This is a genomic window from Streptomyces sp. NPDC029292 (assembly GCF_055569295.1).
In genome coordinates this window covers 151,752-173,918 of sequence record NZ_JBVHXR010000017.1, presented here as the reverse complement: position 1 = coordinate 173,918, position 22,167 = coordinate 151,752, and the positions used below count along the sequence as shown (strand labels likewise).

19 protein-coding genes and 4 pseudogenes are annotated in these 22,167 nt (G+C 69.3%); 13 read left to right on the top strand and 10 right to left on the bottom strand.

Going from position 1 to position 22,167, the window contains the following annotated elements; genetic code table 11:
* Window positions 1-31: 31 nt before the first annotated feature.
* Window positions 32-2,659, bottom strand: coding sequence for a Pls/PosA family non-ribosomal peptide synthetase (locus ACZ4WS_RS32425; protein ID WP_467986143.1), 2,628 nt, complete (start codon window positions 2,657-2,659; stop codon window positions 32-34).
* Window positions 2,660-3,254: 595 nt separating this feature from the next.
* Between ACZ4WS_RS32425 and sbnA the strand changes: the two genes are divergently transcribed.
* Window positions 3,255-4,241, top strand: coding sequence for a 2,3-diaminopropionate biosynthesis protein SbnA (sbnA, locus tag ACZ4WS_RS32420; protein ID WP_467986141.1), 987 nt, complete (start codon window positions 3,255-3,257; stop codon window positions 4,239-4,241).
* 53 nt (window positions 4,242-4,294) lie between these two features.
* Here the strand turns inward: sbnA and ACZ4WS_RS32415 are convergent.
* The 4 genes and pseudogenes from ACZ4WS_RS32415 to ACZ4WS_RS32400 all read right to left on the bottom strand — a co-directional run.
* Window positions 4,295-4,616 (bottom strand): annotated as a pseudogene (locus ACZ4WS_RS32415) (transposase family protein); the annotation flags it as partial.
* 1 nt (window position 4,617) lies between these two features.
* Window positions 4,618-5,622: an NADP-dependent oxidoreductase gene (locus ACZ4WS_RS32410; RefSeq protein ID WP_467986139.1), complete on the bottom strand. Its 1,005-nt coding sequence runs from the start codon at window positions 5,620-5,622 to the stop codon at window positions 4,618-4,620.
* A gap of 152 nt (window positions 5,623-5,774) precedes the next feature.
* Complete coding sequence (locus ACZ4WS_RS32405; protein ID WP_467986137.1) at window positions 5,775-6,830, bottom strand: aldo/keto reductase; 1,056 nt, start codon at window positions 6,828-6,830, stop codon at window positions 5,775-5,777.
* Between the two features lie 67 nt (window positions 6,831-6,897).
* The gene (locus ACZ4WS_RS32400; protein ID WP_467986135.1) at window positions 6,898-7,584 is read right to left on the bottom strand and encodes an SDR family oxidoreductase; all 687 of its coding nucleotides are present in this window, start codon (window positions 7,582-7,584) and stop codon (window positions 6,898-6,900) included.
* A gap of 115 nt (window positions 7,585-7,699) precedes the next feature.
* On the opposite strand from ACZ4WS_RS32400, the gene ACZ4WS_RS32395 reads away from it, so the two are divergent.
* Window positions 7,700-8,260 carry a TetR/AcrR family transcriptional regulator gene (locus ACZ4WS_RS32395; RefSeq protein WP_467986133.1) on the top strand — a complete coding sequence of 187 codons (561 nt, stop codon included), beginning with the start codon at window positions 7,700-7,702 and terminating at the stop codon, window positions 8,258-8,260.
* A gap of 430 nt (window positions 8,261-8,690) precedes the next feature.
* Here the strand turns inward: ACZ4WS_RS32395 and ACZ4WS_RS32390 are convergent, their stop codons facing one another.
* Both ACZ4WS_RS32390 and ACZ4WS_RS32385 read right to left on the bottom strand, forming a co-directional pair.
* On the bottom strand, window positions 8,691-9,929 hold the full coding sequence (locus tag ACZ4WS_RS32390) for an MFS transporter (protein WP_467986131.1): 1,239 nt from the start codon (window positions 9,927-9,929) through the stop codon (window positions 8,691-8,693).
* A gap of 122 nt (window positions 9,930-10,051) precedes the next feature.
* Window positions 10,052-10,240, bottom strand: coding sequence for a hypothetical protein (locus ACZ4WS_RS32385; protein ID WP_467986129.1), 189 nt, complete (start codon window positions 10,238-10,240; stop codon window positions 10,052-10,054).
* Window positions 10,241-10,459: 219 nt separating this feature from the next.
* Between ACZ4WS_RS32385 and ACZ4WS_RS32380 the strand changes: the two genes are divergently transcribed.
* On the top strand, window positions 10,460-11,179 hold the full coding sequence (locus tag ACZ4WS_RS32380; protein ID WP_467986127.1) for a DinB family protein: 720 nt from the start codon (window positions 10,460-10,462) through the stop codon (window positions 11,177-11,179).
* A 126-nt stretch (window positions 11,180-11,305) separates the two neighbouring features.
* Here the strand turns inward: ACZ4WS_RS32380 and ACZ4WS_RS32375 are convergent.
* A pseudogene (locus tag ACZ4WS_RS32375) lies at window positions 11,306-11,695 on the bottom strand (transposase); the annotation flags it as partial.
* Window positions 11,696-11,912: 217 nt separating this feature from the next.
* Between ACZ4WS_RS32375 and ACZ4WS_RS32370 the strand changes: the two are divergent.
* The 8 genes from ACZ4WS_RS32370 (at window position 11,913) to ACZ4WS_RS32335 (ending at window position 20,479) form a co-directional block, all read left to right on the top strand.
* Entirely contained in the window at window positions 11,913-12,482 is a 570-nt protein-coding gene (locus ACZ4WS_RS32370) for a dihydrofolate reductase family protein (RefSeq protein WP_467986125.1), read from the top strand.
* An 8-nt stretch (window positions 12,483-12,490) separates the two neighbouring features.
* On the top strand, window positions 12,491-13,507 hold the full coding sequence (locus ACZ4WS_RS32365) for a GNAT family N-acetyltransferase (RefSeq protein ID WP_467986123.1): 1,017 nt from the start codon (window positions 12,491-12,493) through the stop codon (window positions 13,505-13,507).
* Between the two features lie 42 nt (window positions 13,508-13,549).
* Window positions 13,550-14,443 (top strand): Vgb family protein, encoded by an 894-nt coding sequence (locus ACZ4WS_RS32360; RefSeq protein WP_467986121.1) that lies wholly within the window; start codon window positions 13,550-13,552, stop codon window positions 14,441-14,443.
* A gap of 31 nt (window positions 14,444-14,474) precedes the next feature.
* On the top strand, window positions 14,475-14,825 hold the full coding sequence (locus tag ACZ4WS_RS32355) for a YciI family protein (protein WP_467986119.1): 351 nt from the start codon (window positions 14,475-14,477) through the stop codon (window positions 14,823-14,825).
* Between the two features lie 82 nt (window positions 14,826-14,907).
* Window positions 14,908-17,592, top strand: coding sequence for an ATP-binding protein (locus tag ACZ4WS_RS32350; RefSeq protein ID WP_467986117.1), 2,685 nt, complete (start codon window positions 14,908-14,910; stop codon window positions 17,590-17,592).
* A gap of 502 nt (window positions 17,593-18,094) precedes the next feature.
* Window positions 18,095-18,694 (top strand): ATP-binding protein, encoded by a 600-nt coding sequence (locus tag ACZ4WS_RS32345; RefSeq protein ID WP_467986115.1) that lies wholly within the window; start codon window positions 18,095-18,097, stop codon window positions 18,692-18,694.
* Between the two features lie 351 nt (window positions 18,695-19,045).
* Window positions 19,046-19,234, top strand: coding sequence for a DUF6381 family protein (locus ACZ4WS_RS32340; RefSeq protein ID WP_467986113.1), 189 nt, complete (start codon window positions 19,046-19,048; stop codon window positions 19,232-19,234).
* A gap of 525 nt (window positions 19,235-19,759) precedes the next feature.
* Window positions 19,760-20,479, top strand: coding sequence for a dienelactone hydrolase family protein (locus tag ACZ4WS_RS32335; protein ID WP_467986111.1), 720 nt, complete (start codon window positions 19,760-19,762; stop codon window positions 20,477-20,479).
* 10 nt (window positions 20,480-20,489) lie between these two features.
* Here the strand turns inward: ACZ4WS_RS32335 and ACZ4WS_RS32330 are convergent, their stop codons facing one another.
* Together ACZ4WS_RS32330 and ACZ4WS_RS32325 are read right to left on the bottom strand one after the other, a co-directional pair.
* Window positions 20,490-20,804 (bottom strand): hypothetical protein, encoded by a 315-nt coding sequence (locus ACZ4WS_RS32330; protein ID WP_467986109.1) that lies wholly within the window; start codon window positions 20,802-20,804, stop codon window positions 20,490-20,492.
* Window positions 20,805-20,926: 122 nt separating this feature from the next.
* Window positions 20,927-21,142: pseudogene (locus tag ACZ4WS_RS32325) on the bottom strand (transposase); the annotation flags it as partial.
* Window positions 21,143-21,195: 53 nt separating this feature from the next.
* Between ACZ4WS_RS32325 and ACZ4WS_RS32320 the strand changes: the two are divergent.
* Both ACZ4WS_RS32320 and ACZ4WS_RS32315 read left to right on the top strand, forming a co-directional pair.
* Window positions 21,196-21,780, top strand: coding sequence for a hypothetical protein (locus ACZ4WS_RS32320; RefSeq protein ID WP_467986107.1), 585 nt, complete (start codon window positions 21,196-21,198; stop codon window positions 21,778-21,780).
* A gap of 14 nt (window positions 21,781-21,794) precedes the next feature.
* Window positions 21,795-22,160: pseudogene (locus ACZ4WS_RS32315) on the top strand (transposase); the annotation flags it as partial.
* Window positions 22,161-22,167: the final 7 nt, after the last annotated feature.

Below are 22,167 nucleotides of genomic sequence, written 5' to 3'. Positions count from 1 at the left end.
CTTGTCGCTGGTGTCGCGGTGTCGGTTGCCGTCAGTTGCCGCGTGCCGGGGCGGCGTGGGCGGCTTCGTGTTCTTGGCGGGCCTCGAAATCGGTTTTGTGGTCCGGCATTTCCCGGGCCGGGTTGCCTCCCCACTGGGCGTGCGAGGGGATTTCCTCGCCCTTCATGAGGAAGGAGTCGGGGGCGAGCACAGCGCCGTCGTCGATCGTCACGCCGTAGTGGACGAAAGCGCCGACCCCGAGGGTGCAGTGGCTGCCCAGGGCGCTGCGGTCGGACTTGAAGGCGCCGTCCTCCTGCGAGTGGCACTGGATCACGGTCCCCGCGTTCAGCGTGCTGTCGTCGCCGACGGTGACGAGGGTGCGCTCCGGGAAGAAGCAGCCGTCGTCGAAGACCCGCTTGCCGATCCGGGCCCCCAGCAACCGCCAGATCACGTTCTTGAAAGGGGTGCCGTCGAAGGCCTGGATGTAGTGGATCGAGGCCATCTTCCAGAAGCGCTCATGGCGCCAGAAGGAGGGCGCGTAGATCGAGCAGTACAGCGGCTTCTGGGGCTTGAATCCGGTGGAGGCCCGTTCGATCAGCGCGAAGTAGACGACGGTGAAGGCCAGAGTGAGCACGCTGGCCAGTGCGATCGCCAGTGCGCCGAGCGAGGGGTAGAGGTCGACCGCGGTCATCGTGATGAGGGTGATCACGAAGAGGTGGACCAACCGCGCCAGCAGGTACAGGCCGGCGGTTGCGGCATTGTGCTTGTTCTTGGCGGCCAGGCGGCGGCGCAGCTCGTCGCCGGTCTGAAGGTGGTTGAACTTGTTGTCGCGCAGCACGGTGCGTGGGATCTCGAAGCTGGGTGAGCCCAGCAGGCCCACGCCTTCGCGCACCGGTCCGTCGATGGGGACCATGACCTTCGTCGCGAGCAGGCAGTTGTCGCCGGTCTTGCCCTGTGAGGGGTAGGCGATGCGGTTTCCGAGGAAGTTACGCGGGCCGATCGACGTGCGGGACACACGGAAGGACGTGCTCGAGAAGTCGGCGTTCATGAGGGACAGTCCGTCGGCGATCATGGTGCCGGTGCCGACAGAGCTCAGGTACGGGTTCTCGTGCTGCATTTCGGTGCCGAAGTTCGACCCGGTCTGCTCGACGCGAGCCAGGTCGTATCCGAGGTAGCGCAGGTAGTGGACGATGCCGGAGCTGTCGCCGAAGAGCGTGGTGAACGACTTCCTGTTGGTCATCAGTGCGATCGCCCGCTGGATGCCGTAGTGGAAGCCGTACAGCGGATAGACCTTGCCGGGCGTGATGGCCCGGTTGAGGACACGCGGCACGGTGCCTATGACCAGCAGGCCGGCCAGCATGGAGCCGAAGAAGACGACCAGGGAGGTGGTCAGGGCATCGACGTAGAACGCCGGGCTGGCCACCGGCTGCGGGTTCAGGAGCACCTGAAGCTGCGGGACGCCGGCGAGCAGGATGCTCACGCCGCCCATCGCCAGCGGCAAGTACACCACCAACAGACTCAGCAGCTGCAGAACGCCGTAGACGGTCCTTTTGACGGTGGGGCAGTCGGCGGGGCCGACCGTCCGGTAGTCCACCTCGGTCGGCTGCGCCGGCGAGCCGTGCCAGCGTTCGCCGTCGGGCACCACCTGGCCGGTGTGCAGGGAGGAGGCGTGGCCCAGCTGAGCGCCGTCGCCCATCGAGGTCTCGATGTCGAGGACTGTGTGCTCGCTGACGAGCACGTTGCTGCCGAGGGTGACCGGACCGGTCTGGATCAGGCCGGCGTGGGCGCGGTAGCAGGACAGCAGCACGTCCTTGCGGATGACCGTGCCCTCCCCGACGGTGAGCAGGTCGGTGCAGACCGGGATCGCGTGGGAGAGGATCGTGGCGCCTTTGCCGATCCGCGCGCCGAGCGCCCTGAGGTAGAGCACGTAGAGCGGTGAACCGGCGAACAGGCGCGCGGGGCTGGTGCGGATCAGGGCCTTGACGACCCAGAAACGCACATAGGCCATGCCCCACAGGGGGAACTCGCCGGATCGCCAGCGGCCGATGAGCGTCCACTTCGCCACGATCGGGAAGGCGCACAGGCCCAGGAAGCCCGCGCCGGCGAACAGGACCGACCGCAGATAGAGGTCGAACAGGCCCGAGCCCGCCGAGATCCACTCGAAGCCTTCCGCGGCACCGAGGGCGGCGAGGTAGGAATAGCCCAGGAAGAACAGGAACTGCAGCATTCCGCAGACGAAGTAGCGCCGTGTAGCGACCGCTGCCGGCACCTCGGCCCGCGCCGCCACCACGGACGGTGCCCCCACGTCGGTCGGTGTCTGCGCCGGTGCCGACACCTCCGCAGCCGGGGCGGGGGACGGGACGGGGGTGGGCGCGGCGTCGGCGAGCGCGGTGGCCAGGCTCCGGATGGTGGGGTGCCGGTAGATGTCCTTCATCGACACCGTCGGCAGTTCTGCCCGCTTCCTGACCCGCGCGCAGAACTGGGCCATCACCAGGGAATCGGCGCCCAGGTCGTTGAAGAAGTGACTGTCGACCGGCACCTGCTCGACGCGCACGACGCCGGCCAGCACCTCGGCCAGAAGCCTCTCGGTGCCGGTCGCCGGGCCGGGGTCCCCGCCGTCCTGGAGGGTCGAGATGTCAGCCGGATCGGCTGTCAGGACCTCGATCGATTTCCCTAGCACGTGAACTCCTTGAGGACGTTTTGGTCAGCGTCGGTGCGGACGGAATCGTGATGCCTGCCTCTCCAGTAGGCCCGGCCGGGGAGTTCCTGTCCTGCCCCTGATTTTCGGGGCTTGACGCAACACACCGCTCTTGTTAGACCGACCGCTTTGCCGGTCATCGCCCTGTTTTCCCTTGCTTTCTGTGCACGTCGCCGACTTACCGCCGCGTATCACAGGCACCCGTTCAATCCGCGGGGAAATCGCCCAGGAATTGCGTTGACCGCTCCGTCTGGCCCGGCGTTTTCCGGGTGGGGACCAGGTACGCCGGGTGGGGCAGGTCATGGGAGGGGCGGGGCACGGTAGTCGCCAGGCCCGGAAGCGGCGGGTGACCGTGGTGCCGGTGGTCGGTTCAGCCCCCCTGGGCACGACCACGGCCGCTTATGCGCAAACAGGGTGCGCGTCAAGTCCCGAATTTCGGTGGCATGACAAGGCTGCTCCGATTCGGGCGTACTGGAGGTGTTCCGGCGAGACGCAACTCACCGCCGGATTCTTCCCCAGACCACGCCGAGCGGGATCAGCGACCGGGAGACACTCCGCCGCAGTCGAGGAGACGACCATGCCCGTCATATCCGTTCCCCAGGACTTCAACGAGGACGACCTCTACGTCGACCTTGAGGGAATCTTCGGGCACCCGCTGTTCCTCAAGTGCGAGGGCTTCAATTTCGCCGGCTCGATCAAACTCAAGGCCGCCACCGAAATGATCGAGGCCGCCGAACGCGACGGCCTGCTGAAGCCGGGCTCGGTTCTGGTCGAGTCGTCCTCGGGCAACCTGGGCGTGGCCCTGAGCATGATCGCGGCCAGCAAAGGCTACGAGTTCCTGTGCGTGACCGACTCCCGCTGCAACCTGGCGACCAGGCTGATGATGGAGGCCCTGGGCAGCCAGGTCCACGTCATCACCGAGCCCGACCCCGCCGGCGGCTTTCTCGGCGCGCGCATCGACCACGTCCGCGCGCTGTGCGCCTCCGAAGACCGCTACGTGTGGCTCAACCAGTACACCAACCCCAGCAACGGCATGGCCCACTACCGCAGGACCGCCCCGGCCATCGCCCGGCAGTTCCCGGACCTGGATGTGCTGTTCGTCGGGGCCGGCACCACCGGCACCCTGATGGGCTGCGCGCGCTACTTCCGCGAGTGGCACCGGCCGGTACGCATCGTGGCCGTCGACAGCGAGGGCTCGGTGACCTTCGGGGGCACCCGGGGCCGGCGGATGATTCCCGGCCTGGGCACCAGCAGGCGCCCGCCGCTGCTGGACGAGTCCTATGTCGACGATGTGGTTCACGTGGCGGAGGCCGACACCATCCGGGCCTGTCACCGGCTGGCCAGGCGTGGGTTTCTGTTCGGGGGTTCCACCGGCACAGTGGTCAGCGGCGCGATGGAGTGGCTGGCCCGGCAGGAGGGACGGGAGCTGACCGCCGTGGCCATCGCCCCGGATCTCGGTGAACGGTATCTGGAGACCATCTACCAGACCAACTGGGTGCAGGACCTGTACGGCGAGGACGTCCTCGGCTCCCAGACACTGACCACCGCGTCCCAGGCAGACTGACCCCCGCACCCTGTGAAGCCCCCGCACATCGCTAAGAGGTCCTGACAATCGCGTTGGACGTGGCGGTGGGTGATCAGGCAGGTGGCGAGGCCGAGGAAGGTCTCGTGGATGTCGTCGCGCCGTTCCCAGCGGATCCGCAGACCGCTTGCGCTCGACCACCCAGCGGAAGACGCCCAGGCCACTGCCGTGCTCCTGGCCGCGTTCGGCGATGACCGGACGGATCCCGCGGGCCCACAGCAGACGCCGGTACTCGTCGTGGTCGTAGCCGCGGTCCGCAAGCAACGCGTCCGGCCGTCGACGGGGGCTGCCGACGGTGCCGGCCACGGCGGGAACGTTGTCGAGCAGGGGCAGCAACTGTCGCGGCGAGGGCCTGTCCTCACGTCATCGTGACGACGACCTTGCCGGCCTTCGCACGACCCTTCTCGACGTACTCCAGGGCCTGTCGGGTCTGCTCGAACGGGAAGACACGGTCGACGACGGGACGGATCTTCCCGGCGTCGATGAGCGGCGTGAGTTCACGCAGCTGGTCGCCGCTGGCCTTCATGAACAGGAAGGAGTACGTCACGTTGCGGCGCTTGGCGCGGCGCCGGGTCTTGAAGCTCAGCGCGCTCATCGCCAGTCGGAGGATCGTGTTCGCGCCCAGCTCGCGGGCGAAGGCCGGGTCGGGAGGACCTGCGATGCTGATGACCGTCCCGCCGGGCTTGAGTACCTGCAGGGACTTCGCGAGCGTCTCGCCGCCGAGGGTGTCCAGGACGACGTCGTAGCCGTGAAGGACCGTCTCGAAAGCCTGCTGCTTGTAGTCGACGACGACATCCGCGCCGAGCTCCTTCACCAGGTCGACCTTGGCCGTGCTCGCGGTGGTGGCCACGTGCGCGCCCAGCTGCTTGGCCAGCTGGATGGCGATGGTGCCGACGCCGCCGGAGCCGGCGTGGATCAGGACCTTCTGACCTGGCTGCACCTGTGCCCGCTCGACCAGCGCTTGCCACGAGGTCAGGGCGACCAGGGGAAGGGATGCGGCCTCCTCCATGGTGAGCGTGGCCGGTTTGATCGCCACGTCGTCCTGGTGGACGGTGATGAGTTCGGCGAACGTGCCGATGCGGTCCTTGTCGGGCCGTGCGTAGACCTCGTCGCCCACCGCGAACCGTGTGACGGCCGATCCCACCTGGACCACCACCCCGGCGAGGTCGTTGCCCAGGATGAGCGGGAGACGGTACGGCAGGAACGCCTTGAAGTCCCCGTCGCGGAGTCTGAGGTCGAGCGGGTTGATGCTCGCCGCGTGGATCCGGACCAGGACGTCGTCGACGCCCACCTGCGGGTCGGGCATCTCGCCGGCGCGCACCCCGGCCTTGTCGCCGTACCGCTCGATCATGAAGGCCTTCATCGTCGTCTCCGTTGCCCGTCCGCGAGGGGCGGGATCTCTGTTCATCCTGGGCTTCTCCCAGTACGAGACACTTTGTGGTGTTTGCTTCGGTGTTTGGAGCCCCTCGCCGATGCGGCGGTCCGCCATCACCGGCGCGGTATCTGTTGCGGGCCTCAGGCCACCGGTGCGGCCGGGGCGATGACGCGGCTGGAGTCGCCTCCCTGGATGCCGTCCAGGGAGGCGGCGATCGCCTCGTGGGGAACTCCGAGGGGCGCTGCGCTGACTTCGGACAGGCGGGCGAACTGCTGCGGCGTCAGGCGCACGTCGAGAGCGCCCAGGTAGCTGTCGAGCTGGGTGAGGTTGCGCGGCCCGATGATCGGGACGAGCGAGGTCGCGGAGCGAGCGGCGCGCTCCCGCACCCAGGCCACCGACACCTGGGCGGGCGTCACGCCGATCTCCTCGGCGATGGCCAGGACGGCGTCGACGACGGCGGTCTTCTGGTCGGTGCTCTCCGTGTGGATGACCGCCCCCAGGTCACTCAGCCGCCCCTCGGTGCTGCGCCGGTACTTTCCGGTGAGCAGTCCGCCGCCGAGCGGGGACCACAGGGCCGCGCCGAGTCCGAGACTCTCGGCCATCGGCAGCAGCTCGCGGTCGGCGGTCCGCTCGACGAGGCTGTACTCGTTCTGGATGCCCACGATGGGCGCCCAGTTCTTCAGGTCGGCGAGGGTCACCGCTCGGGAGACACGCCAGGCGGGGAAGTTGGACAGGGCGGCGTGGTGGATCTTGCCGGACCTCACCAGGTCGTCGAGCCCGCGCAGGATCTCTTCCATGGGGGTGAGCTCGTCGGGGAAGTGCACCCAGAGCAGGTCGATGTAGTCGGTGCCCAGACGCTGCAGGCTGGCCTCCACCGAGGCGACCATGTTCTTGCGGCTGTTGCCCGTCTTGGAGATGCTCGGCTGCGACGCGGCCCCGAGGGCGAACTTGGTGGCCAGGACGAAGTGGTCCCGGTCGGCGGAGATGAACTCCCCCGTCAGCTTTTCCGACTCGCCGAACTGGTAGGTGTCCGCGGTGTCGAGGAAGGTGCCGCCTGCTTCGGCGAATCGGTCGAAGATGCGGCGCGCCTCGTCCGGCTCGGCGCCGGCGCCCCAGCCGGTGCCGAAGTTCGCTGTGCCGAGCGCGTACTCGGACACGCGCAGTCCGGTCCGGTGTCCGAAGGTCGTGTAACGCATCAGGTGTCCTTACTCAGAGGTCGACAGGGGGTCGATACGGGGAGGCGGCGGTGCGGCGGGGCGTGCCTCACGCCGCATTCGGCGAAGCGGCCAGGCTCTGCCTGACGTACCGGGTGGTCTCGTCGGCGAGGATCTCCGGCAGGCCCGTCTCGATGCCGTGCAGGGCCTGTGCGGCGACATCGGCGGGGTCGGTCTTCTGATCGGCGGGAACGCCCGCGGCCATGTCGGTGTCCATGTATCCGACGTGCAGCGCCGAGACGGTGATGCCGCGGGGCGCCAGTTCCTCCCGGGCCGCGTCGGTCAGCGCCCATGCCGCGGCCTTGGCCGCGGCGTAGGACCCGAGGCCGGCGGGGTGCAGCCAGGACAGGACGGACAGGACGTTGAGTACGGCGCCGCCGCCGTTGCCCTCGATGACGGGGGCGAAAGCCCGCGTCACGGCGAGCGGACCGAAGAAGTTCGTCTCCATCTCCAGGCGCACCGCGTCCAGGCCGCCCGCGATCAGCGGCGTGGCGGTGGAGATGCCCGCGTTGTTCACCAGCAGCGTCGCGTCGGACGCGGTGCGGGCCGCGGCCCGGATCGACTCCTCGTCCGTCACGTCCAACCGCAGCGGGGTGACGCCCGGCAGGTCCACCGTCTCGGGGCGGCGGGCCGCCGCGTACACCTTCGCTCCGCGCTCCACGAGCTGGGCGGCCAGATGCCGCCCGAGCCCCCGGTTGGCGCCGGTGACCACCGCGACCGCGTCCTTCAGTTCCATGCCTACTCCCAGCGTTGCGGGCGCCGCGTAGCGACCCGTGCAAATTAGATTACGATTACAATCTAAAGCACAGACTAGGATAGATGCCAATCGACATCCAATCGGGAGGTGGCCGATGGGCCGCGTATCGCAGGCGCAAGCACAGGAGAACCGCCGACGGGTCGTGGAAACCGCCTCCCGACTGTTCCGGGAACAGGGCACCCACATCAGCGTCGCCGACCTCATGAAGGCGTCCGGCCTGACCCACGGCGGCTTCTACAAGCAGTTCGCCTCCAAAGAGGCACTCATCGACGAAGCCACCGCCCACGCGTTCGACGAACTCACCCGGCTCCACATGGATGGACTCGAGCAGCACGCCGGGCAGCGCGACGCCGCCCAGCAGGCACTGATCGACACCTACCTCTCCATCGAGCACCGCGACAGCCCGGCAGACGGGTGCCCCGCCGCCGCACTCGCCACCGACATGGCACGCGAAGGCGGAGACCGCGAAGCCCGCCGCGTGTACACCGAGGGAGTCGGCGACTTCGCCGAATGGCTCGCCACCGAGGACCAGGACGGCATCACCCGCCTGTGCACCATGCTCGGCGCACTCGTCCTCGCCCGGGCCACCAAGGGCTCCCCACTCTCCGAGGAGATCCTCACCACAGCGCGCACAGCATTGACGGCAACCAGCTGATCGCGGACACGGTGCCGGGCAGCACGCCACAGGAACCCACCGGCCCGTCAGAAGCAGCTGCGCGCGCGGCCGACGTGTGACAAACCCGACGATGGACATCGGGCACCGGAAGCGGCTGCGACGCGCAGGTGCTGGTCCGGGCGGCCGGCGAGGGGCCGGCGGCGACCCCCCGGGGGGCCGGCGGGCGATCTGCTGCTGGCCACGGGGCGAGCCGCCGCGCTTGCAGGCGCGTCCGGGCCAGGTGCGCCGGGCATGCGTGAGGGTGGCGCCGATCATCAGCGCCACAATCCCGCTTGAGGCGGCCGCCGCGCGGGTGAGGCGGGGTGCCGGTCCTTCGCCGCCACAAGCAGCGGACCGACCGTCGAACTGGCCATGTGGGCTGTGAAATGGGCAGATGCGTCGCGTGGGTGTCGGTGACGTGGCGGGCTCGTCAGTCTGCTTTGGAAGTGCTGATTTCGATTCGTCGTAGGGATGGCAGGAGCAGAGGTAGCAGCATGGCTGTCACCGTGAGGGCGCCGCCGGTGATGGCCACTGACGCGGTGCCGAACGCAGCGGCGAGGATTGGGGCGGACAACTGGCCGATGGGGATAGCCGCGAACGACCCGAACTCGTCGTAGGCGCTGACACGGGAGCTCAGCCGTTCCGGGATGTGGAGGTGCCAGACCGTCGACCACACGACGGTGAAGAACTCGGCGGCCACCCCGGCGGCGAATGCCGCCGAAGCCAGCCAGAGGATGTTGGCACGAATACCGAGGAGGATCAGCGGGACGCCGACCAAGGTCATCAAGGACAGGGCCGGCGCCATTGGCCGCCGGACCGTCAGCTTCACCATCGCCATGGTGGCGAGTAGTGCTCCAGCGCCGCGGGCGCTCAGCACCAGGCCCCAGCCGTCGGCGCCGATCGTGTCGGCGGCGATCACCGGGCCGAGGATGTTCCAGACGCCCATGTTGACGGCGTTGAAGACGGCGAAGGCCAGCGTCACCGACCAGATCCACGGCCTGGAGCTGAAGTAGCGCCAGCCTTGCCGCAGTTCGCTGAGCATCGTCGGGCCGCCCATGGCGCGGGATGGCAGGTCGGGCAGTGACATCCGGGCGAAGCAGACGGCCGCCAGGAGGAAGGATGCGGCGTCTGCGGCGATCGCCCAGCCGCCTCCGACGGAGACGGTCAGCAGGCCGGCCGCACTCGGGCCGAGCAGCCGGGTGGTGTTCCTGGCGGAGGCCAGCAGGGAGTTGGCCTGCTGGATACCGCGTCCGCTGGCCAGCTGCGGGACGATGCCGCGCAATGTCGGGGTGGTCAGTGCCTGGAAGATGCCGTTGAAGGCGGACAGCGGCAGCAGGAGCGCGGGGTGCTGGTGGGTGAGCAGGAGGATCGCCACGCCGGTCTGGCTGATGCCTGAGCCCAAGCTGGTGAGGTGCAGCACGGTGTCGCGGCGGTAGCGGTCGGCGACACCACCCCCGAGGATCATCGTCGCGATCATCGGGACCATGGACGCGGTGAGGACCGCGGACAGCCAGGTGGCGCTGCCGGTGACCTCCAGGACGCCGAATGCCAGCGCGACGGGCGACATGGCACTGCCGGCCATGGTGATCGACCAGCCGGTGAAGAACCACCGGAAGGCGGGCGAGCGGAGCGGCTGCCCAGACGCGAGATGGGTGCTAGATGTCACCATTACATCGGCTTGGGATGATTCGTGATTCCGATGTCCAGGCGTATCTGCTGCAGGCACGAGCGGCGATGCTTCCAGCACGTGCAGGATTCATCAAGCGATTTCAAGGCAGTCGGGCGGGATGGTCATGACGGGCCCTGTTCGAGAAGTTGGGCCTCAAGATCGGCTATGCGCTTGTCGGCGAAGCGGAGATTGGACCGGGCTCCTTCGAGTCGTTCCTGGAATTTTCGGTGTTCCTGGGTGAGTTGGTGGACTCGGCGCTTGAGGGTGGTGTTCTCGGTGACCAGGGCCTGAACGGATTCGCCGAGGACCATCTGGTTGAGGCGCCTCGCGTTTCTCGGACAGCGTCTGGCTGTAGATTTCACGCGGCGATTTCGCAACTTCTGATACTCGGCGTGGACTTCGAGTGCGGTGATGCGGGTGGTGCTGCACCGCTTCGTGGGTGAGGAAATCGGTGGCGCCCCGTGAGGTGAGCCGTTAACTTCCGCCTGAGCGCAGTGAGGTACGAGACGCGACCGCGAAGGGAGCCAGGCATGGAGATAGAGGGCGCGCGGACCGACCGCTTGGACTTACTGCTCGAGCAGTTCGACCACGCCAGGGAGATGGCCCAGGTGCGGCTGACGGGGCTCAGCGACGAGGAGTACCTGTGGGAGCCGGTGCCCGGTTGCTGGTCGATCCGGCGCAGGGGCGAGGCGGCGACGCCCAGGGCGTTCGGACCGGGCGAGTGGGTGCTCGACTTGGGCGCCCCGGACATCCCGGCAAACGAGTACGCCGAGGTCGCCCGGCAGGCCGCCGACGGCATGACCGTCGCCAAGATCGCCGATGACTGGAGCGTGAGTGTCGAGCGGGTCGAGCAGATCCTCGCCCACACCGGTACGCCGGAGCCCGACGCGGCGCCGGTCACGACCATCGGGTGGCGGCTGGGGCACCTGCACTTCCACTTCGCGGGCGGATGGGAGTGGACCTTCGGTGAACGGCGGCAGGAGCCGAAGCTGCTGGTCGACTTCACCCCCTCCGCATCCTTGGCACTCGAGCGGTTCTGGGCGCTGATCGACCGCTGGCGCGACAGCGTCGCCGCGATCACCGACGAGCAGCTCGACATGGTCGGCTTCTCGCAGTACCCGTACAGCAACGACCCCGACTACCCATACATTGGCGTGCTGTCGGCAACCAACCTCGAATTCATCCACCACATGGCCGAGATCGCGTTGCTCCGCGACCTGTGGCGGGCCCGCTTCACCACTCCCGGGTAGGCCCGGGCGCGCCGCGAGGGTGTTCAGTGACTCCCCCCTGGATATATCCGGGGGCTTCTCCTGTCGGTGACTGAGGGCTGTCCCGTAAATGATCTACGCCATGTCGGTTGACCAGCTTGGTTTCCGTCAGCTGGCGAGGCTGAGGTTGTGGAGTCGGGCGATGCCGAGCATGGCATGGTGGACGCCGTCGCCTTTGAGGCGGCAGTCGCGAAGGATCTTCCAGGTCTTCATGCGGGCGAAGGTGTGCTCGACGCGGGCGCGGACTTTGCGGTGGGAGTTGTTGTGTTCCTCTTTCCAGGCGGGGAGGTCTGTCTGGCCGGGTTGCCTGCGGTGGGGGATGATCAGCCCGGCGCCGCGGTAGCCGCCGTCCGGAACGACGGTGGTGCGGCCGACGGCGACCTTCGCGCCGGATAGTTCCCATGCCTTGCAGTCGTTGCGGTTGCCGGGCAGGGGTCGGCCGACCGCGACGACGAGTCGGGTGTCGGCGTCGATGACGACCTGGTGGTTGGTCCTACGTTGTTGGTGGGTCGGATGGGCTGTCGTGGGGTCCGGAAGATCCAGTGGCCCGGGGGCGGCCCTGACACCCCGGCCCGCCGGTACCGACCCCGACACCGCTACCGATGCCGTCCCCGGCGAGGCGGGTCACATTACGTCGCGATGACCGATGCCCTCCTGAATCGGGGTGCCTAGTGTCATCTCGTCCCTGGTGGCAACGGATCGGAATCGGACCCGCATGCGTCTGCTCACGTACCTCGTCGGCTGCAGTGTCGACGGCTTCACCGCCGGTCCTGACGGACAGTGCGACCCCTTCGGCTTCGACGGCGATCTCAAGGCCGCCGTTCTGGCCGAGTACCCCGAGACCGTCCCGGACCATGCCCGCAGGCCGCTGGGCGTCGTCAGCACGGCGAACAGATTGTTCGACACGGTCGTCATGGGGCGCGGCGTCTACGAATCCGCTCGGGCGGCCGGTGCCGACAGCCCGTATCCCTGGCTGCGCCAGTACGTGGTCTCCTCGTCCCTGAAACGGCCCGCGTCAGGCGTCGATGTCGTCGCCGGGGACCCGGCGGAGTTCGTCCGCGGGCTGAAGCGGCGGCCGGGCATGGGCGTCTGGCTGTGCGGCGGCCCGGTGCTGGCCGGGCGCTTGCTGCGCGAGGTCGACAAGCTCGTGGTCCACCGCCACCCGGTGGTGTTCGGGGCCGGCGTTCCGCTGTTCCACGCGGCATTCGACCCTGCCGCCTTCACGCTGACCGACTTCCGGGTCTTCGCCACCGGCGCGACTGTCACTACGTACACCAAGCAGTAGGAGCACACGTGTTGTTTCGCCCCACGACCGAGGCCGACCACGAGCGTGTCGCAGCAGTCGTCGTGGATGAACCGGTGGGCTGGATCGACGCCGACCGCTACCTGGACGAGTTGAAGCAGGGGATGTACCGGCCGGAGTGGACCTGGATCGCCGAGGACGACGGGCGGATCGTGGGCCGTTCCTTGTGGTGGGGGCAGCAGGACAGCGCTCACCCCGTCGCCCTGGACTGTCTGCATGTCGACCCGACGCTCCCCGACCGCGCGGAGGTGGCGGCCGGGCTGCTGACCGCCGCGCTGCGGGCGTTCGCCGACGCCGGTGCGCCCAAAACTCCGCTGTACAACCTGACGCTGCCCGTCGGCTGGCGTGACACCCCGGCCGCGGTGGCCGCCGTGGAGTGGCGGCGCCGGGCCGCCGTGGCAGCAGGCCTCACGCACGAGGTGGAACGGCTGCGCCTGCAATGGACGGCCGACGTCGGACTTCCCGCGTCCAGGGGCCGGCTGACGTTCGCCCCCGCTTCGGACGAGGAGTTCCTCCGGCTGTTCCGTCGGATAGCCGTCGGCAGCCTGGACGACGAGACCCGCAGGAACATCGCCGTCAAGGGCGCCGAAGCCACGGCCAGGGACGAGATGGACTTCTATCTCGGCTGTCCCGGTCGGCGCGAGTGGTGGCGCGTGGCCCACACCCCGGACGGGCAGGTCGCGGGCCTCGCCCTCCCCTCCGCGACACCGTATGCCCGCAACGTGGGCTACCTGGGCGTCGTCCCCGAGTTCCGCGGCCATGGGTACGTGGACGACCTCCTCACCGAGATCACCCTCATCCACGCGGAATCAGGTGCCGAAGTGATCACAGCCACCACGGACACCGGCAACGCCCCCATGGCCGCGGCCTTCGCCCGCGCCGGCTACCGGACTTCGGAGATCCGCATGCTGTATTCGGCGCCGGTGGCGTGGGGCGGAAAGACGGAGGCCCCTTCGCCCGAGGGAGACGGACGGTTGACGAAGGGCGGCAGCGGGCGCGCCGTATGAAGAGAGCCGTATGAGCCGTATGAAGAGAGGAGAGCCGGTCTGATGCCGGTTTTCATCGAAGAGTTCACCTTGGCCGGGAGCGACAGCGGTCCCTACGCGCTCACCACGGGCCCGGACGGGGCGTTGTGGTTCACGCTTGTTCACAGCGGGGGCATCGGGCGTCTCGTGCCCGGAGGGGTACTCACGCACCATCAACTCGATCCGGACTGCGGGCCGACGATCATCGCTGTCGGGCCGGACGACGCCTTGTGGTTCACCGAGCACCGGGCGCACCGCATCGGCCGGATCGCCCTCGACGGCAAGGTCGAGGAATTCACCGTGCCGACTGCGGAGTGCGGTCCGTTCGGAATCGCCGCCGGGCCGGACGGAGCGCTGTGGTTCACCGAGACCGCCGCCGACCGGATCGGCAGGATCACCACCGACGGCCGGGTGACCGAGTTCCCGCTGCCGGCCACGGGGACCTACCCCTCCGCGATCACCGCAGGCGCCGACGACGGGATGTGGTTCACCCTGAACCAGGCCGACGCGATCGGGCGGATCGGCATGGACGGAGCCGTCACTCTGCATCCTTTGCCGACCAGGTCCGCCGCCCCGGTGGGCATCGCGGCCGGGCACGACGGGGCGGTTTGGTTCGTCGAGATCGGTGCGGGGCAGATCGGGCGGATCACTCCCGACGGCGGGATCACCGAGTTCCCGCTGCCCGACCGCACGTCCCGGCCGCATGCCATCACCCCCGGCAGCGACGGCACGTTGTGGTTCACCGAGTGGGCCGGCAACCGGGTGGGCTCCCTCACCCCCGACGGCACTGTCACCGTGCACGACCTGCCGACCCCCGGCTCGGAGCCGCACGGGATCGCCCTGGGCCCGGACGGAGCTCTGTGGACAGCGCTGGAAATCGGCGCACTCGCCCGCGTCGGCGTCCGTGTCCGCACGTAACGAAGCAACGAAGCAACGAAAGGGAACGCTCATGAAGTACGCACTCGTGATCTTCGAGACCGATGAGTCGCGCCACCGGATCCGGACCGACCGGGTCGCTCACCGAGCGGCGTACGAGACCTGGATCGGCAAGATCGCGGCGGCAGGCAAACTGATCAGTGGCGATGCCCTGGACACCGAGTCGGCCTCCGCGACGACCGTGCGCAAGACCACCGAAGCAGCGCCCGCCACGGTGACCGACGGGCCCGCACACCCCGGCGAGGAGACCCTGGGCGGCTGGTTCGTCATCGACGTGGCCGACCGTGAGGAAGCCGTGGAACTCGCCAAGGGGCTCGGCACCTTGGAGACCATCGAGATCTGGCCGGTGCTCGAAGGCGCCTGAGGACGGCCCGTTGCGGCATCGCCCCTCCCCCGACGTACAGTGTCGATCATGATGCTCGGTTGCTGACGGGGGGGAGCGGACGGTGCAGGGGCGCGCAGAAGAACGACGCCACATTGAGCGGATGCTCGCCAACTCTCGGCGCGGAGCGAGCAGTTCACTGCTGCTGCACGGCGAGGCCGGCATCGGCAAGACCACTCTCCTTGAGCATGCGGCCGCCCACGCGGACGGCATGCGCGTGCTGCGGGTCGAGGGCATCGAGTCGGAGATGGAGCTCGCTTTCGGAGGGCTCCATCAGCTCTTCCTGCCGGTGCTCGATCTACTCGACCGGCTGCCGGGACCGCAGGCCGGGGCTCTGCGCGCCGTCTTCGGCCTGAGCGACGAGCCCGTACGGGACCGTCTCACCCTGGGGCTCGCCACACTGTCGCTGCTGTCCGAGGCGGCCACGGACGACCCCCTGCTGTGCCTGGTCGACGACCTGCAATGGCTCGACCGGCCGTCCGGGGACGCGCTGACCTTTGCCGCCCGGCGGCTGCGGGACGAAGGCATCGTCATGCTCTTCGCCACCCGCGGCACCTCGCCGGAGAGCGGATCGAGGGCGCTGCCGCGCGTACACGTCACCGGCATCGACCGGCGGTCGGCCGTGGCGCTGCTGCCCGGCCTCGCTCCCCCAGTCGCCGAGCACATCCTCGACCAGGCGCAGGGAAACCCGCTGGCGCTGCGGGAGTTGGCCGCCGCGCTGACCCCGGCGCAGCGCGCCGGACAGCTGGGGCCGCTGGCGCCGGCCGAGGCGCGGCCCGAGCTGCCCCATCAGCTCCAGGACGCGTTCGCACAGCAGATCCGCCGCCTTCCCGACGCGACCCAGCGCACTCTCGCGGTGGCCGCGGCCGACGACACCGGGGACCTTCCCACCGTGCTGGCAGCCGCGGGCCGGCTCGACGGGGAGGTCAGGGATCTAGAGCCCGCCGAGCGTGCCGGACTGGTCTTCGTCTCCGCGCAGAAACTGCGTTTCCGGCACCCCCTCATCCGGTTCGCCGCCTACCAACAGGCCCCGTTGGCCTGGCGGATCGCGGCGCACCGGGCGTTGGCGGCGGACCTGGACGGCGCCCAGCACGCGCACCGGCGCGCCTGGCACCTGGCCGCCGCGACGACCGGCCCGGACGAAGAGGTCGCCGCGGAGTTGGAACGGGTCGCCGAGTGGGCCGGAAGCAGGCAGGCGATGGCGTCCGCGTCCGCGGCGTACGAGCGGGCCGCCCGCCTGACCGCCGATCCGCACCGGCACGCCCGCCGCCTGATCACCGCCGCGCAGAAGGCGAGCGAGGCCGGCCAGGACGAACGGTGCCGCGCTCTCACCGACCAGGTGCCACTGCCGTTGCGGGACCCAGGGATGGCGGCGGACTTCGCCCGCGTACGCTCCGTGGTCGAGCTCGGCTACGGCAGCCCCCGCCGGGCCGCCCGCATCCTGGCCGACTGCGCGGACACGATCTCGGCCGACCGCCCCGACAAGCTCGCGCCGCTGCTGACCGACGCCATCCACGCGGCCTTCTGCGCGGGCGACGCACCCCTCATGGTGGAGATCGGCGTCCGCACACCCCATCTGCCGATCCTGGCCGTGCCCGCCCACCTCCTGGCGGGCGACCTGCTCGGCGCGCGCCGGGCCCTGGACAATCTCGTACGGGCCGGACGCCTCGCCGACGTCGGGCTCATGGACCAGTTGGTGACCGCGATCTACTGCCACCTGATGGCCGATCACGCGACCGCGCACGAACTGGCCGCCGCGGCGGTCGCCCACTGCCGCGAGCAGGGCATCGGTGGATGGCTGCCCACCACGCTGCATCTGCGCGCCCAGGTGGAGCTGGCGCTCGGCCGGCTCGAGGACGCGCACGCACACGCCACCGAAGCACTCCGGCTGGCCGACGGCTACGACCTGGACCACCGAGCAGCCCATCTGCGCGCCCTGTTGGCAGTGCTGACCGCCGTCCAAGGGGAGGAGGCGCAGACCCGGGAAATGGCCGAACAGGCACTGGAGTACACCCGCCCGCGCGAGGTCGGACGGGGCGCGGCGGAGGCGCTGTGGGCGCTGGGGCTGCTCGACCTCGGCCTCGGGCGGGCGCAGGACGCGCTGTGCCATCTGGAGGCGGCCCGGCAGGCGGCGGGCCACCCCTTCCTGGCCCGGCACCTGTTGCCGGATCTGATCGAGGCGGCCGTGCGCGCCGGACATCCGGAAGGGGCGCGGGCACCCGCGGACCAGCTCATGACATGGGCGGCCGACCTCGGACAGCTCCACTTCACGGCCCAAGCGCACCGCTGCGCGGCCCTGACCAGCCCGGACACACAGGCCGAGCAGCACTATCTGGCCGCCTTGGACCTGCACACCGAAGGCAACGACTTCGATCGGGCGCGCACCCAACTCCTCTACGGCGAATGGCTGCGCCGCTCGCGCCGCAAAATCGACGCCCGCGACCAACTGCGCACCGCACTGAAAATCTTCGATCAGCTGAACGCCCGACCCTGGGCCCACCGCGCTCGCACGGAACTCCAGGCAGCCGGCGAAACCCACGACCCGTCCGACGCCACCGACTCCCCCCTGACCCGCCTGAGCGCCCAGGAGCGCGAAGTCGTCCGCCTCGCGGCCACCGGCGCCACCAACCGCGAAATCGCCACGCACCTGTTCCTGAGCCCACGCACCGTCGGCCACCACCTATACCGCGCGTTCCCCAAGCTCGGCATCAGTTCCCGAACAGAACTCGCCGACCTGCTCACGCCCTGACGGGCGCAGAAGAACGGGCAGGTCAGGCGCCCTTCCCGACCACAGGCACAAGCTGGGCTGAGCCGGGACGCCAGCTGCGACCGAGAGAGATCCGCCGGGGGGAGCCCGTCTCGTTCCGAGGGCCTGTGCCAAGACCCGCCGACCCAGCGGACGGCGCCGTTCCAAGCAGTGCCCGCCACCGGTCTCGAAGGCTTACGGGGCGGCGCCGAGCCACCTGCCCCGCATCGCAGGGAGTTTCGCCATCATGGACGCCAGCGGCTTTGGCGACGTATGCATCGACGCGACCGGGCTGGCCGTGGCAGAGGTTCTCCGGCAGGTAGCACAGCGCATCAGCGACTGGCCGGGCTCAGGGCGGCGGGCCTCAGGCGGCGGATCCGCACAGGCTGCGGGCGGGCGTTGCGCCAGGGGCCTCCCCGCTCGAGCGGAGCCGAGAGCAGGGGGCGGGTCGACTCAGCCGCTCCCCAGCCGGCCAAGCCCGACCAGCGGCGCCTCACAGCCGCAGGTGTCAAAGACCCCTGCGGCCAGCGCCCCGGTGCTGTGGCTGTGCGGCCCCACCGGCGTCGGCAAGTCGACCATCGGCTGGCAGGTCTACCAGCGCGTCCGCAACTCCGTCCGCACCGCATACGTCGAACTCGACCAACTAGCCTTCCTCCACCCCGCCCCACCCGACGACCCCGCCCACCACCGGCTCAAGGCAGGCAACCTGGCCGCCCTGTGGCACGCATACCGCAACGCCGGCGCCAGCGCCCTCATCATCACCGGCCAGTTCGAGGACGAGGCGATGGCCAAGACGTACAGCACCGCACTGCCGCATGCCGCCGTCAGGCTGTGTCGCCTGCACGCGAGCCGCACCGCGCTGACCGAGCGGATCAAATCCCGTGGCCAGGGCGGCAGTTGGTCCGCACCGGGCGACCCGCTGAAGGGCCGGCCTACTGCAGACCTGCTCCGTATCGCCGAAGGGGCGGCAGCCGCGGCCTTGGACCGGGCCGCGCTCGGCGACCTGTGCATCGCCACGGACGCCCGCACGGTCGAGGAGTCGGCGGCCTCGATCACCACCGCCTGGCCGGACCTCTGGACGGCTTCGCCCGTCCAAGCCTCCTAGCCGCCGGCTGCCGGAGGTTGCGCCGACCGCGCTGCTGCCCCCGCTCGCAAGACAGACGGCAAGCTTCGGCATGACTGCCCGCGTCAAGGGGCCCTCAGGAGGACCTGGCCCCGGCCGGCCGCCATCCAAGCGAATCCATCCGTGTTCACCGTCCCGGGATGCCGGCCGGTCGCGGACTGCCGCGGTACGGACTGCGGCAGCGACCGAAGCGACGGAGAAGACCGGGCTCACCACACTCACCCCAAAGCGAGTAGCAGCAAGGATCACGGTCAGTGATCTTCCAGGATGCGCGGGCCTGAGAGGGCTGCTTCGCTGGTGAGGCCCGCTCTCCCCGTTCACGAAGGAGTGATCATGAGCGCAGCAAACCCTTCCCGCGGCTCTTCCCAGCAAATGCGGCAGAAGGCCCAGGAGATGGAACAGGCCGCCGAGCGCGCCTCCGACCCCCAGGAGCGCCAGCGGCTGCAGGACAAGGCCCGCAAGCTGCGTGAGCAGAGCGAGCAGCAGGGCGGCATGCCTGAGGGTCTCGACCCCATGAGCTGACACCCCGCACAACGCCGGCCGGCAGTCTGTCGCGTACCCCACCTCCGTCGACGGGCTGCCGGCCGGTCCGCGTAGCCGCCGTGCCGAGGGCAGCATCCTCCAACCGCACGAGGCCTGTCCGGGCGCGCCCGCTGAGCGGCGAGCCGGGCAAGGGGCACGTGCGAGCTGCGGCGGGCCCTGGCCGCGGTGCCTCTGCCGCGGGCCATGCCCATCGTCACGCGCCCAGCGCCTTGGTGCCGGACAGCAGGGTCGCGGTGGTCAGGGCAGTCGCCGCTAACGCGGTGATCTTCTTCACGGTGCTTAGACCGTGTCCTATGTGGTGAGGCGGCATCCGGCCACGGAGCCTCCGCAAAAAACCGTTGGCGAACCACGGCGACCACTGCTACTTTTCCGGAGGCCGTGCGAGAGAACGAGGAGGTGGTACCCGTGAACGCAGTATCGACATGGGTGCTCCCCTCCGGGGTCACGGTCGGGCGCTAGGTCGTCCGGGAGCGCCGTTCAAGCGCACTCCCGAAAGGCACGACCATGCACTTCACTTCTGAACAGCGCCTCGATGGCGGCGTCCTCGAGCGCGAATTCACCCTCGGCGAGATCCCCGGCACCCTGTGGACGCCTGGATCCGAACCGGCCCCGCTGATCCTGATGGCCCACAACAACGGCCTGCCCAGGGGGGAATCCCGGCTGGTGGCCCGGGCCCGGCAATCCGCGGCGTACGGCTACGCGGTGGCCACCATCGACGCCCCCGGGTGCGGTGACCGGCCCCGTTCCGCCGCCGACGAGCAGGCCCGCGCCGACCTCCGCCGGGCGATGCAGGCCGGCGAGCCGGTCGATGAGATCTTCGAGTCCTTCATCGGCCCGCTGGTCGAAAAGGCGGTCCCGGAATGGCGGACCACCCTGGACGCCCTCCTTTCGCTGCCCGAGATCGGCGGCCCGGTCGGGTACTCGGGGTGGACCGCCGTCGGCATTCGGCTGGCGGTGGTCGAGCCGCGCATCGCGGCCGCCGGCTTCTTCGCAGGGGGTTACGTGCCCCGCGCCCAACGCGAGGAGGCCCGGCAGGTCACCGTTCCGCTGCTGTTCCTGCTGCAGTGGGACGACGAAGGGAACCCCCGGCAGCGGGCCCTGGACCTGTTCGACGCCTTCGGCACCAAGGAGAAGACGCTGCACGCCAATCTGGGCGGGCACACCGGCACCCCGTGGTTCGAGGTGGAGGACGGGGGCCGGTTCTTCACCCGGCACCTGAAGTGAAGCCGGGCCGTCAGGCCGGCAGCAGACGGTAGGCCGTGTCGGCCAGGATGCCGCTCATCGAGGACGGGCCCCGGCCCTCCTCGATGGCGGTGGCCAGCAGATGCATAACCGCCCCGATCTCGGCGGTACCGGCCATCGGCGGTTCCGGCCGGTCGGGGCGGCGCTCGGCCACCAGCGCCGCCATCACCTGGGCCCACTCCGTGAGGCACTCGGCCCGTACCTTGCGGATCGCCGGGCAGGCGACCGACTCGACCTCCAGCGCCCGGGCCGGGCCGGGGTGGGTGGCCAGCAGCCGGCAGTAGGTACGCATCGCGGGCTTCAGCATCCCGCGGGGGTCGTCGCTGGGCTCGGTGGCCTCGGTGGTCCGGCTGGCCTCGGTGAACAGGACCTCGGTGGCGGCCCGGTACGCGGTGACGAAGAAGTCGTCCTTGGTCTTTAGGCCGTGCCCTATGTGGTGAGGCGGAGAAGCCGTTTGTAGCAGCAGAGGGCGGCGGCGAGACCCAGAAAGGCCAGATAGTTGCGGGGGTGGCGCTCGTAGCGGTGGTTGAGTCGGCGGTAGCCGGTGAACCAGGACATGGTCCGCTCGATCACCCACCTGCGTCGCCCGAGTCGCTCGGAGGACTCTCTTCCCTTGCGGGCGATACGGACGCCGATGCGTTTGCCTGCGCACTTGAATGCGGGTGGCACTGGACTGGTCTCTGCCGCATGATCACGTCATGACGAGCCCTGCTGCCTTCCGGGACCAGACCAACTGGTCAGATGGCTACTACGAGCTGGCTATAGAGGTTGGATCGAGTGATGATGCCCGGCTTCAGGCCGTCCTGAGTGCTCTGTGGTCCGCCGCAGACGTTCACGGGTGTTTTGGGCAGAGAGACCGTGAACCTGAGGAGCAGGATCCCGTGCCGTGCACGGTTGGCTCTCTGACCAAGTTCGGCCACCTTCACGGTCAGGTCCGTCTGCCGACGGGCCAACTGGTCGTCTGCGGTTGCGTGGCGATCCGCGGCGGTGACGAAAGCGGCGACTGGCTGGACTTTTACGTCCCCCTGGGAGCGCTGGATCACGCGGGCGTTGCGTACTGGGACGGTCGGCCATTCTTCAGGTCCAATGTGATGGATGACTGGCTGGCTGCCATCGGGACCGAGACTTTCAAGAGCGCCTCCTTCAGCCTCGGGGTCATCGGCTTCGAGGTCTCTGGTTGCACCAACGCATCGACGCTGGCAGGAAAGTTGCCGCAGACGCGGGACATCGGATACCTGCTTCCACAAGGCGACGTCCTGCACTATGGCGCCGCCAACACCTGAGTCTTGCTGCGCCGGCTGCCGACACCCACGACAGCGAAGCCCTGAAGCCCATGGTCGAGGGTCACCAAACGAGACACGACACCCACCGCGACCGCCACTTCAAGCCTCAGCGCCTGCACGCCGACAAGGCCTACGACATTCCCCACCTGCGAAAATGGCTACGAGGCAAGCGCATCGGCGTGCGCATCGCCCGCAAAGACATCGAGTCCAGCGAACGACTCGGCCGCCGCAGATGGGCGATCGAGCGGACGATCTCGTGGCTGTCCGGCTACCGCCGGCTCAGCCCCCGCTACGAACGCCACTCCCGCAACTACCTGGCCTTTCTCGACCTCGCCGCCGCCCTGTGCTGCTACAAGCGACTCGTCCGCCTCACCACATAGGACACCG